This is a genomic window from Lactobacillus jensenii DSM 20557 (genome assembly GCF_001436455.1).
Classification (GTDB): domain Bacteria; phylum Bacillota; class Bacilli; order Lactobacillales; family Lactobacillaceae; genus Lactobacillus; species Lactobacillus jensenii.
This window is the reverse complement of sequence record NZ_AYYU01000031.1, coordinates 1-12,305: the sequence shown is the minus strand read 5'-3', so window position 1 is coordinate 12,305 and position 12,305 is coordinate 1. Positions and strand designations below refer to the sequence as shown.

Sequence of the window (12,305 nt, the reverse complement as noted above, 5' to 3'; positions counted from 1 at the left end):
ATCCTTACACAAACTATTTTACGGTCTCGAAGCTATACAATAATTAAGTAAGTTTAGGAATATTTTTTTTGGTTTCATTAACTTCTCCTTTTCCCACCATATTTTAAATTAATATTTTTCAGTCTTTGGATTATAAAACAGCCCCCAAAGTGTTCCTTTGAGTGAATATTTAAGTCTAAATAATTTATAGTCTTTCGACTTAAATAAAATTTTTAATGGCTCATAACCTAGCTTTTTTAATAATAACTCAACTAATCTAGCATTACCTTCAAGCTTTTTAGTTGTATAGACCGCATTTCTATTTGCGAAAAAATATCTTTTAATTCTATTTCTATCTTTCTCAAGAACAATATCAGTCGTAATATTTGTTTCTATTTTATGTTCAACTAAAGAATCAGATACTAAATACCCATCATAATTTAACTTTGTAATTCTTTTGGTGTATTCAACATCATCACCCCAAATAAAGAAATCAGAAATTGGATAACCAACTGCTTCAACTATTTTCTTAGGAAATAATATAGAAACAAAAGAAGCTGCTTTAACTTTAATTAGTCCTAATTTAGCTAATTGATTCCAATCTCGTTCAACTGTTGGAACGTTCATATTTGCCGCTGAATCATCTTTCCATCGTACATTACTACATAAAAAGCCCCAAGAATCTAAAATATCATCTTTTCTGATTAAATTCTCTAGTGCTTGTTCTTGTGGAATTGTGTCATCATCCATAATCCAAACAAAATCAGCCGTATTGGCTTTAATAAATTTTTTTATTCCAATATTAAATCCACCAGCACCACCAACATTTTCAGTTAAATTAATTGGCACAATCTTTGTATTATTTTTTGCTATTTCAGCTAGATAATTAATTGTATTATCAGTTGAATTATTATTTACAACATAAATATGATTAACTGGATAGGTTTGATTTAAAATTGACTGAATACATTCTTTTAAAAGGTTCAATCTGTTATAAGTTACTACAACACAATCTACTTTTTTCATTAACTACTCCTCAAAAATTTAATTACATAAATTTCTTGAAACTCGCGCAATATACTCTTGATATCCATAACGTTGCATTGATTCTTTAATTGCCTTTTCAGATGGAAAGAGTTTCCTCTTGGAAATTATATTATTTATGATTTCTCCCAATAATTCAAAATCCCCAGGCTGATACAAAAAGCCATTTTCATCAGATACAATGTCACTAACACCAGTTGGACAATTGGCAGCAATAAGTGGAATTCCCCTACTTGCCGCTTCACATAATACCATTGGGAAACCTTCATATTTAGATGTCATAATCAGCGCATCTGCTTCTTTTATTTGTTCCCAAACATTTTCAGAAAAGCCATGGAATTCAATTGGATTAGTTATCTTACATTTCTGTATTAAATTTTCTAATCTATTCTTAGTTTCAGTGTCTATACTTCCATATAAATCACAGCTCCAATCACCATTTACTAATGATAGAGCCTTGATTAATTCTGAAACATTCTTTTGTCCATCGTAATCAATTCGACCTACATATATAAACTTATTTTGATTACCGCTTCTTTTAATTTCCTCATGCTTATCCTCTGTATTAATTGGATTAAAAATTATGTGTATTTTATCTTTTGGAACACCCAAAGAGATTAACTCTTCTTTAATACCAGTACTAATTGCCCAAAAGCCATCAATATTTTTCAAAAAGAATTGATTTACATTTTTCTTTTTGAAAGAATAATGATACCAAGCAATAACTTTAGTTTTTGAAGAAAGACAAGAACTAAAAATCTTTGAAAATTTCCAAATCACTGGATTAGTTGAAACTATAAAATCCGGTTTTTCAGACAATATAAGATACATGAGGAGAAAAGGCATTATAGTGATATAACAAAGATTTTGAATTAAACGATTATTTGAAAAATTGAAGACTTTTCTGTTCCAATTTTTCATCCAAGTTGGATATTTGCTTCCTCCAAAATTAACCAAGAGCCATTGAAATTCACTTTGACTATTTTGTTTTAAAGCTTCACCAAAATTATTTATAACTGTTTCAGTGCCTCCCTTTCCACTTAAATATGGCACCGCAATAATTACTTTTTTCATTTATATTCCTAGCTTAAAAATGTGTTTTTTTCTTTCCAATTCCTAATTTACGTTTTATAAGGTGGAGTGCTTTTCTAATATTTTGCTTACCACCAATTTGTCCCCAATTCACTTCAGCACAAGTAAATTGATTAGTTTCTAACCAGACATCCATCAATAACTCAGAGATATATCCATATACTCTAGCTTCTTGAACAGAATAATCTGAAATATCAATTTTTGACTCAAGCTTTTCAAGAACTGAGAAAACAAATTCACAATATGAATTAAAGGCTCTTTTATTCATAACGAACATGTTAAACATATGTGCTTTACGTCTGTTCATTACAAGATCAAATGCTGATAAATAAGCAGGATAATCAGCTTGAATTATTTCTCTTGTTTTATCTAATGGTTCTTTATGATGTGCATGAATATAGTGCGAATAGTTACTTTCAATATAGTAATTCCTTTTTTTAGGTAGAAGAACATCTACTCTGCTAAGATACTTTTCAACTTCATCTATATTAAGTACATTATTTAAAGTATAGGGTTTTGAGTTAAAAAAATATCTCCGGTAATGAACTAATCCAATTGCATCTGCATCCTTGAGGTTTTTCCATGCCCAATAAATAGCAGTCAATTCATTGTAATTTGGATTTTTATCAGAGATATTTTTGCCTTGATCATCTCTTTGATAAGAAATATCAGGTTTATAATTTCTTTTCGCACCAACTAAGATTGGAAGGTAACCTTCTTTATTTGGTAGAGAAACCTTCTTATGTGCTGCTACTAAAATTTTAGCTTTAATTTTCTACACAACCTTCTATATTAAAACGCCCCATCTTTTTTCAAGATGCTAATACAACATTTGAAAAATACTTTAGTATCAAACCAAATCGAAGCATTTCTGACATATTCCAATTCAATATCACATCGTTCTGGGTACCCAATATTTGATCTTCCACTTGCCTGCCAAAGTCCAAGTGCACCTGGCTTAACAGATAAAAACTCATCTAAATCTTTTCCATATTCATGTAATTCTTTTTGAACAATTGGACGAGGACCAACTAAAGACATTTGTCCCAATAAAACATTTACAAATTGTGGAATTTCATCTAAAGAAGTCTTTCTAATAAAAGCCCCGACCTTAGTAACTCTTGGGTCTTTTCCTTCAGGTAATTTAAAGTCATTTTTCAAGTATTCTTGATATAACATTGGATTGGCCATTAATACTTTATCAGCATTAAAAATCATTGAACGAAATTTAAACATTTTAAATGGTTTACCATGAAGACCAATTCTTTCTTGAATATATATTGGATTATGTTTGTCCTGCTTATAGATCAACAAAGATATTATTAACATTAAGGGCGACAAAACTATTAAAGCTGCCAAACTGACAATAATATCTGCAGAACGTTTTACAAAGTAATATGTGTAATGCCTTTCTGATACCGAGTCATGTGCTTTACTTTCCACTCTAATATTTTCCATTTCCGTCTCTTCCCACTCTAACTCTAATTAAAATAACCCAAAAAACTTTCTTTGTTTTAATGGTCGCCAGTGCATATCAACTGGATCCCCATTAATAATATTCTTTGCATTTTCTTTCCAAGCTTGTACTAACTTTTCCCCAAATTCACGTCCAAGCTTGTCATAAGCTTCACTTAATTGATATTGTCGTTTTGGCAAATCATGGGCATCGGATGCAAAAGTGCATCCTTGTCCTGCCTTGATTAATTGACGAGCAAATTTTTCAACCTTTTTCCCAAAAATTCCAGTATACGATGAAGCTGTAATCTGAACCAAACACCCCTGTTCAAGAAAGCCTTGCAAAATTGCGGGATCATCCATAATCTTAGTATTTCGTTCTGGATGAACAATTATTGGTGTAATTCCCTCTTGAAGCAGTTCATAGACCATATTGCTGCTATAAGTTGGCACATCATTATTTGGAAATTCCAAGAGCATATACTTGCCATCTTCATCACAGAATAAAATATCATCATTATCAATTGCTTCAGGGAGCTTACCGTTAATTCGCACTTCCATCCCTGGGAAGACTTGCAATGGTAGTCCTGCTTCATCAATCATTTCTTGGAAATTTTCAGTTAAACGAATAACGTCTTTTTTGTGATTTAAATACTTACCATTTAAGGTATGGGGTGTAACAATTGCATGAGTAACACCATTTTGAACAGCTTCCCGTGCTAGCTTCATCGATGTCATCCAGTCTCTTGCGCCATCATCAATACCTGGCAAGATATGACAGTGAATATCTACTAAAACCATTTTATTTCTTTAACCATAAAAAGAGACTTTTCTTCTCTTTATTTTCTTTACCGTAGCCATAGCCGTAACCATAACCAGCATCTTCAGATTTTACATCGTTCATAATGTAACCTAAGACATGAGCTTGAGCAAATTCGAGCATTTCAACTGCTCGTTTAACAGCTTGTTTTTGTGTCTTAGCTTGACGGACTACTAAAACAACTCCATCAAGCTCACGAGCCAATTCTTGTGTATCTGAAACTTCAAGAATTGGAGCTAAGTCAATAATAACCATTTCATAATAGCTTTTAATAAAATCAATAAAAGTCTTCATTCTCTTCGAACCCATAAGCTCTGCAGGATTAGGAGGAATAGGTCCGGCAGTTAAAATAGAAAGATTTTCAATACCACTTTCTTGTGCAAAATCATCCAAATTAAATTTATTATTATTTGAAGTTAAGATAGTAGTAAGTCCTCGACGATTGCTCAAAGAAAAAGTACTGTGAACAGTTGGGCGGCGTAAATCTCCATCAATTAATAAGGTTTTCTTACCCGATTGAGCATAAGTAATCGCAACATTAGCTGCAACAGTTGACTTACCTTCACTAATTGCCGCAGAGGTAAATGCTAAAGTATTAATATCATGGTCAATTGCTTTAAAATTAATGTTCGTTCTAACTGTTCTAAATTGTTCAGTTATTTGACTTTGTGGCTTGGCAATAGTAATCAGCTTAGCACCATAGTGCATTGTTTCATCTGTCCCACGTTTTTTTCTAAATAATGCCATAAACTCCTATACTCTCCTACTTCTAAGTCTGCTTGATTTTGTTGATTTTTTAACCTTGGAAATTGTAAATGAGTTAGATAAATGATAATGTTCGATTTGGCCCAAATTAGTCAAGCCCAACTTCTTAGTCATGAACTCATCATCACGAACAGTTGTATTCAACAATTCTTGTAAAATAATGATGAACAAGCACACAGCAAATCCTAATACTAGGCCAGCCAAAGTAAACAATTTCACATTAGGAAATGATTGCTTACCTTTATTAGCATCAGCAATAATGGTGATGTTGTTAACGTTCATGATTTTAGGAATTTCATTTTTAAAAGTTTCAGCCACTGCATTAGCTTCAGCTTCAGCTTTTTCAGGAGTATCGGCAGTTGCAGTAATTGAAAACACTTGAGATTGTTGTTGAGTTTTTACGGAAATAGCTTTTGATAGTTGAGTAGCAGATACCATGTACGATTTTCCTGAACGTTCAAGAACTGCTGATTGAGCTTTTTTCACTAGCTTCTTTGTACCATCGGCCAGTGTTTGATACTTTGCTGGTTGAGCTTCGCGAACCACTTTTACTGGGTTAGCCAATAAATTTGAAGCATCTTTTAAGATTTTTGAACTAGTAACAATATCTTTATAGGTTGTAATGACTTGCATATTAGCTTGTTGCAATGTATAAGCTGCACCAATATCGTTTTTGTCAGTTTTTTGATTAACCAAAAGTTGAGTTGCGGCGGTATATTTGGGTTGAATTATTAGGGCTGAAACACCCCAAGCTACAATAGCAAATCCGAAGCTCCATACTAAGAGTGATACGAGATGACGACGAAGTATTTTTAATAATTGTGCTAAATCAATTGTGTTATTTTCTTGTAATTGCTCCATTAATCAGTTTCCTTTAATTATTCATTACATAACTTGCTCGTTCTTCATTGACTTGAACTTTGTTTATATCTAGAGTTGATCTAATCTTGTCTGAAATACGTTGTCTTTCTTCTTGACTAATAACTTCAATTTCCATTTGGCCAAATTTTGGATTATCAGTCATTTTACTTGTACCTTGAGCATGATCTTGACTTAAGTTATTAGTTGCGCGACGGTAATCCATTCCAATCTTATACATTTGTTCCATAGTCAAATCAGTTTGCATTTCATTAGAAATAGAATTCAAGAAAGAATTATTAACCAATGTACTTGGTGAAATTGACTTCTTAAGAAGAGCCATAACTAATAAACGATTACGTACTTGTCGACCATAATCTTGCATAGGGTCACCATGACGAAGCTGTACAAAAGCTAAAGCTTTCTTGCCATTCATGTGATAAGTCTTGCCTTTTTTAAATGAAAATCCTTGGTTATCGAAAGTCAATGGAGAAGTTACGTCTACTCCGCCAACTTGATCAATTGCCTTCTCAAGACCACCCATATTAATTAAAATATAGCCATCAATTGGAACACTATAGTACTTATCTAAAGTCTTGATAGTTTCACTAACACCACCTAGAGTGTAGGCAGCATTGATTTTGGCTACGCCATAACTAGAATAATCAGGGAAAATTGCATTTGAGTCTCTTGGAATTGAAACAATTGTTGTCTTATTACTATTTGGATTAATTGAGAGCATCATTATCGTATCAGTTCTACCACGCCAATCACGGCCTAGAGCACCAGTATCTGTTCCTAGCAATAAGATATTTATAGGTTTCTTAGTAGCTAACAAATTGTCAAACGACCTATTTTTATTACTTGTAATACTTTTAGCTACCGGTGTATACATCTTATTTGCTGTGTCACGCAAATTCTTATAAATTAGCCCACATACAATAAAACCAACTAAAATGACAGCACCAAAAACCATCCAAAAACCACGCCAAAATTTGTGATGATGGTGGTGATGATTAACTTTTTTATTTTCCAAATTCTAAATCCCCTTTTTCAACTTTAAAAATAATTAATATAAGCAATTTTTATTTTACCATTAGATATTTCTATATTACAAGGATACTTTTATAGATAACTAAAGAAACTTCCCAACTTTTCTCAATTAGAATTATATTTAAACAAAAAAACAGAATCGACTTTCATCGATTCTGTGAAAAAGATTTATTAAACTTTATTTATTCTTTTCGTCTTTTTTTCTTTTACCAGCCAAACCAATTAAGCTTGCAACAGCCATTGCTGCGAGACCTAAGCCAGCAGCAGATGAATTATCATTACCAGTTTGTGGGAGTTTTGTTGAAGAACTAGTAATCTTCTTGGCTACGTCCTTATTAGGGATATTTGCTTCAGGGGTTAGTGGAGTAGTAGTCTTTGGTTCATCATGTTTTCCGGTTGATTTGGCAGGTAATTCTGGTGTCTTATTACCTTTATTTGTCTTTGGATTTTCTGGTGTTACTGGAGTAGGAATCAAGTTAGTGTGTAATTCTACGATTTGATCAACATCAACATCATTGTCATAACGAGTTGGAATTTCAACACTAGTCCAGTCTGCAGTATAACCTTTCTCCTTAAGAGCCTCATCAACAGTCTTCTTAACTGTCTCTGAATCAATATTTTGGTAAGTTACGCCGTTAAATGGTACTTCCACAACCACTTTCTTGCCTGCATCATAAGCCTTAACAATTAGTTTTTGTGGAAGTGGGACAATTTCCATATTCACAACGACATCTTTATCATTTGCCTTAACGTGAACTTCTGGAGCTTGTTCACTTTCCTTGGTCAAACCATATCCCTTTGCAACATCTGGAACATATTCTGACCAAGTATCTGTGCCAATGGCTTCACCATCTGTGTAGCCAAGGAATTTACCAGTTACCTTATCAACTAAAGCAGTCCGCTTGTATTGAACAACTTGAGTTTGAGTTTCAGTATGTTCAGCATTTGACCCACCATCTGAGTAACCAGCTGGGTACTTAACATTAATTGTCCGAGTGATTGGCGTTGTTAAGTCGTTATTTTCAACACCTTGAGGGTATTTAGGACTTTCTGGGTCGCCAGGACGAACTGGTTCTTCAGGAGTCTTACCCTCTCCAGGTTTAACTGGAACAATTTGGTGTTTGAAGTAAACGTTAATTACACCATCTTTAATTTCTTTAATAAGTTCAGGAATATTGTCATAATTGATAAAGTCATAACCACGAGGTTCAAGTTCAGAACGAATAGCTTGAACATAGCTGTAAACCTGCTTATCATCAATCTTGTCTCCGCCTTCACCAGAAATCAAAGTTGCCAAACTTGCATTCTTAAGTGGAATTACTTGATCATTGTCAGACTTGTCAATTGCCTTGAACTTAATGGTTTGAATTGGACGGTAGTCAACATCAATTACTTGATTACCAGCATCGGCACTAGGAGTTGAAAGGTCAATCTTAATCCGGCTAGCAATATAACCTGGAACCTGATCATCAAGTGACAAAGTGTATTCATCATAGTGACTACGTTCGCCTTCAACTTTCCATTCGCCATAAGTTATTTCGCCAGTTGCCACATTTACAGTAGCATCCCTTACAAAGTGAACTGCTTGATCTTGAACAGTAACATCACCAGAAGGCTTGTGTTCAACAATCTTACGAGTAACGTCTCTGTTTAAGTCAGTCTCCTTAACACCATCTGGGAAGGTCTTTCCAGGGTTATTTGGAATTTCGTCACCAGGGTTCTTAGGATCAGTATGGTTAACTTCAACTGTCTTAGAGATAACCGGAATTAAAATTGGTGTGTCATTTGGCTGAATAGTTACTTCACCAGGAACACTGAAGCCCTTAGCGACTTCATAACCAGTTGGAGTTGCATCCGTTACTTCGTGAGTAGTACCAACATATCCATCAATTGTCTGTGTCTTAACAATTTCACCTCTATCATTAATGTACTTAATGGTTTGGGTGTTTGGCTTAGTGTGGTAGTCGATAGTAGCTTTTGCATCGCTTGGTTCATGATCCTTGTCAAAGACGATAGCTGGAACACTTTCAGCATCTTTACCATCAACTTGACTCACATAATTTGGAAGAACTGGGGCAGTGAACTCCTTGAAGCCACCAGTCCAGTCACCGTAAGTTACTACTTTAGAAATTGGATCCATAGTAGCGGTTCTAGTAGCAACTGCAGTTTGAGTGATTTCTTGGGTCTTACCACCAGGGTATTTAATGGTGATAGTCCGGTTAACAAGCTTCTTTGCTTTAGGATCGGTGTCTGAAACATCAATACCAGGATGGTTAAAGATTAACTTAATAACTTGGTCCTTAGTACCGAAGTTAGTAGGATCAGTACTTTGAGAAACAAACTTGTAACCCTTGTCACCAAAGAATCCTTTAAGTGCGGCAATGTAGTCGTTCAGTTTTTGGGCTGGAACTTCATGATTAGTGTTACCAGTGATTTCCTTATCAAAGCCGGCAGGAATAGTTAATGGAACTTCTTTACCAGTTTGGTTGTCGTAAGCTTCAACAGTGACTTTTTGAGTTAATGGCAAGTAGTAAAGCTTGATGTCCATGTCACTACTATTTTCATTAACTGTGACACTTGGCGTACTTTGAGCAACGTAACCGGTCTTTTCAGTACCTTGAACTGCGTCAAAAGTGGTCTTATCGCTAGTTGTCCAAGGTGACCAAGTGAATTCACCAGTAACTTGGTCAACAGTTAAAGTCCGCTTAAAGGTTGCTTGATCAGTCTTAGTTGATTGAACAGTCTTACCATCTGGTTCATAAACAGTAACTACGCGAGTAACAGTCTTTTGTAAGTCAGTCTTAACAACGCCATCTGGAAGTTTTGGCTCATCCCCAGTGTAAGTTGTAGTCTTGTGAACTAATTTAACTGTTTGATTACTTACAGGCTTGCTGAAGTCAATTGAACCTGGGACTGAAGAATCCTTAGCTAATTCGTAACCTTCTGGAATTTCTGATGGAACTTCCTTCTTATCACCATATCTACCAGTGATAACAGTTTGATGGATAATTGCGTCTCCATTTTGGGTATCTATGTAGTTGATAGTAGTGGTTTGGTTAGTCTTAGTGTAGGTGATGTGGATTTCTTGGTCGCCTGCTTCAACACTTGGAGTTGAAGAGTCAACCTTAGTTCTACTTGCAGTGTAGCCAGTAACTTGGTCGCTGTCGCCTAAAGTGTATTCGCTAAATTGCTTGTTAGGACTAACAACTGTCCAGTCGCTGTAAGTTACTTCACCAGTTGCAATGTTAACTTTAGCAGTGCGAGTGAATTTAACACTTTCATCGCTAACAGTCACACTGCCATCTGGCTTATCTTCAATAATCTTACGAGTAACGGTTCTGTTTAAATCACTTTCGCTGACACCCTTAGGGAAGGTCTTGCCTTCAGTACCTGGAATAGAGTCGCCAGGGTTCTTAGGTTGGTCAGGAGTTACAGTGACTTTCTTAGAACGTAAAGTGATGATGATTGGAGTATCAGAATCCTTGATTTCAACTGTCTCAGGAACNCAGTTTCACCAGGTACTAATTCATAGCCATCTTCAATCTTTTGGTTAACCTTTTCCTTGTCACCCACATTACCATTAAGTACTTGGTCATTGCCAACAGGATTACCATTTTCATCAACGTACTTAATAGTTTGGGTACCAGGATTTGCATCGTAAGTTACAGTGACATCCTTACCATTTTGAGGAACGCCATCAACAACTTGAACGTCTTCAGTTGGTACGCTAGTTGCTGGTTTACCATCAACCTTAGTAGTGTGGCCAGGAATTGAACCAGCGTCATAACCTGGGAATTCTGCTTTTGACCATTCACCTGGAGTTGTAGTTCCAGTTACCTTGTCTATAGTGTTAGTTCTGTGAACAGTGACAGTTTGAGTAACTTTAGCAGTTGAACCGTCGCCGCGAGGAACGGTAATAATTCTAGTAACAGTCTTGTCTTCAGGAGTTTCACTGGTTTGATGAGTGAAGTAAAGCTTGATTGTCTGAACATCAGTAGTGTACTTGTCTGGAGTGGCAGTAGTTGAGTTTTCAACGTACTCATATCCAAGCTTAGCAAGTAAAGTCTTAATCTTACTTTCACGATCACTTGCGTCAGTTGCTGAAACTGCAGCATCAACCTTACCAGCTAATTCAGTATTAGTTGCGATACTGTCTAAATCAATCTTAACATCCTTACCAGTTGCTTGGTCGTAAGCTTCAAAGATAACCTTGCTGTCATTTGGAGTGTAGTATATGTTAACAGTTGAGTCACCGCTGTCACGGTTTACAGTAATTGCATCAACCTTATTGGTTGCAGTGTAGCCGTCAATTGCAGGAGCATTGTATTCTGCAAAGTTACTATCACCAGCAGTCAAGGTCCAATCACTTAAAGTGATCTTCTTAGTTACTTCATCATAAGTAGCAGTCCGCTTGAAGGTTGCAGTTTGCTTTTCAGTATGAGTGATATTTTGACCAGCAGTGTCATAAACGTTAATAGTTCTAGTGACGGTGTGCTTTAAGTCTCGACTAGTTAAACCATTTGGCAAGTCAGGAGTTTCATCAGTTAAAGTAGTAGTTTTGTGAACTAACTTAACTTTTTGATCACTTGCAGGCTTGCTGAAGTCAACTGAACCTGGAACTGAAGAATCCTTAGCTAATTCATAGCCTTCAGGAATTTCAGGGGTAACAGTCTTAGTTTCACCAGTCTTACCAGTCACGATTGTTTGGTGAACGATTGCGTCACCGTTATCTGAGTCAACGTAGTCAATCGTTACTGTGTGAGTGTCCTTAGCGTAAGTAATGTGGATTTCTTGGTCACCAGCGTCAACTGATGGAGTTGATTCATCGACCTTAGAACGTGAAGCGGTATAACCCCATACTTGGTCTCCGTCACCTAAAACATATTCAGTGAACTTGTTTGAAGGACTAGCAACTGTCCAGTCGCTATAAGTTACTTTACCAGTTGCAACGTTAACTGTAGCAGTCCGAGTGAATTTAACACTTTCATCGCTAACTGTAACTGAACCATTTGGCTTATCTTCAATAATTTTACGAGTGACTGTTCTGTTTAAGTCACTTTCACTAACGCCCTTAGGGAAGGTCTTGCCAGGGTTATCTGGAATTTCACTACCTTCATTTTGAGGTTTGTCTGGAGTAACAGTAACAGTCTTAGCCTTTAAAGTTACGATAATTGGTGAATCAGACTGCTTAATGTCAACTGCACCAGGAATAGTTTCACCAGGTACTAATTCATAGCCA

The 12,305-nt window shown here is 35.5% G+C and carries 10 protein-coding genes; all 10 read right to left on the bottom strand.

All coding sequences use genetic code 11. The features are described from left to right. Positions 1-108: 108 nt before the first annotated feature. Entirely contained in the window at positions 109-1,005 is an 897-nt protein-coding gene (locus FC45_RS06870) for a glycosyltransferase family 2 protein (RefSeq protein WP_006584611.1), read from the bottom strand. An 18-nt stretch (positions 1,006-1,023) separates the two neighbouring features. Then, a complete protein-coding gene (locus FC45_RS06865; RefSeq protein ID WP_006584610.1) occupies positions 1,024-2,097 on the bottom strand; it encodes a glycosyltransferase in 1,074 nt (357 codons plus the stop codon). Between the two features lie 13 nt (positions 2,098-2,110). Continuing rightward, the gene (locus FC45_RS06860; RefSeq protein WP_034538843.1) at positions 2,111-2,887 is read right to left on the bottom strand and encodes a DUF4422 domain-containing protein; all 777 of its coding nucleotides are present in this window, start codon (positions 2,885-2,887) and stop codon (positions 2,111-2,113) included. 20 nt (positions 2,888-2,907) lie between these two features. Continuing rightward, on the bottom strand, positions 2,908-3,573 hold the full coding sequence (locus FC45_RS06855; RefSeq protein ID WP_057706491.1) for a sugar transferase: 666 nt from the start codon (positions 3,571-3,573) through the stop codon (positions 2,908-2,910). A 27-nt stretch (positions 3,574-3,600) separates the two neighbouring features. Beyond that, positions 3,601-4,371, bottom strand: a complete 771-nt coding sequence (locus tag FC45_RS06850; protein WP_057706489.1) for a tyrosine-protein phosphatase — start codon at positions 4,369-4,371, stop codon at positions 3,601-3,603. 1 nt (position 4,372) lies between these two features. Then, entirely contained in the window at positions 4,373-5,137 is a 765-nt protein-coding gene (locus FC45_RS06845) for a CpsD/CapB family tyrosine-protein kinase (protein ID WP_006584606.1), read from the bottom strand. A gap of 6 nt (positions 5,138-5,143) precedes the next feature. Then, positions 5,144-6,016: a YveK family protein gene (locus FC45_RS06840; RefSeq protein WP_006584605.1), complete on the bottom strand. Its 873-nt coding sequence runs from the start codon at positions 6,014-6,016 to the stop codon at positions 5,144-5,146. 13 nt (positions 6,017-6,029) lie between these two features. Then, the gene (locus tag FC45_RS06835) at positions 6,030-6,989 is read right to left on the bottom strand and encodes an LCP family protein (protein WP_224783613.1); all 960 of its coding nucleotides are present in this window, start codon (positions 6,987-6,989) and stop codon (positions 6,030-6,032) included. Between the two features lie 255 nt (positions 6,990-7,244). Further along, the gene (locus FC45_RS07880) at positions 7,245-10,385 is read right to left on the bottom strand and encodes a mucin-binding protein (RefSeq protein WP_420911450.1); all 3,141 of its coding nucleotides are present in this window, start codon (positions 10,383-10,385) and stop codon (positions 7,245-7,247) included. Positions 10,386-10,572: 187 nt separating this feature from the next. Then, a partial coding sequence (locus FC45_RS07785) for a mucin-binding protein (RefSeq protein ID WP_420911449.1) occupies positions 10,573-12,091 on the bottom strand: 1,519 nt, incomplete at its 3' end. Positions 12,092-12,305 lie beyond the last annotated feature (214 nt).